This window comes from Ruegeria sp. AP12 (genome assembly GCF_056540025.1).
Map to the genome: position 1 here is coordinate 1 of NZ_JBQFVZ010000343.1, position 520 is coordinate 520.

Consider the following 520-nt stretch of genomic DNA (forward strand, 5'->3'; position numbering starts at 1 on the left):
GCCTTTCGGTGTGACTAGCCTGATTCAACGCTATCGCACAGTGCGCTTCGGCGCTGGGGTGACGCAATGAACGCGCCTCGACTGAACCGCAAGCTGGAGCTGGAAGCGCCGGTTCGCACCGCTGACGGCGCTGGAGGCTATGCCGAAACCTGGGCCGCTTTGGGCTCGCTCTGGGCCGAGGTGACGGCGCGTAGCGGGGCGGAGCGTGCGGTCGGTGGGGCTTCGATCTCGCGCGTTGGCTACCGGATCGTTGTGCGGGGCGCGCCTGAGGGGTCGAGCATGCGGCCTGCTCCGGACCAGCGGTTCCGAGAAGGTGCCCGACGGTTCGTGATCCGGGCGGTCGCTGAGCGGGACCCACGCGGCCAGTACCTGACCTGTTTTGCAGATGAAGAGGTGGCGGCATGAGCTATGGCGTTTCAGCCGCTTTGCAGGCGGCGGTGTTTCAACAGCTGTCAGGCGACGCGCAGGTGAGCACGCTGTCGGGCGGTGCGATTTACGACGCGGTGCCTGCGGGGACCAT

Annotated in this window: 1 protein-coding gene; it reads left to right on the plus strand. The window is 66.9% G+C overall.

All coding sequences use genetic code 11. The features are described from left to right. The first annotated feature begins 66 nt into the window (after positions 1–66). Positions 67–405 (plus strand): phage head closure protein, encoded by a 339-nt coding sequence (locus tag ACR0E6_RS23115; RefSeq protein ID WP_480564064.1) that lies wholly within the window; start codon positions 67–69, stop codon positions 403–405. Positions 406–520 lie beyond the last annotated feature (115 nt).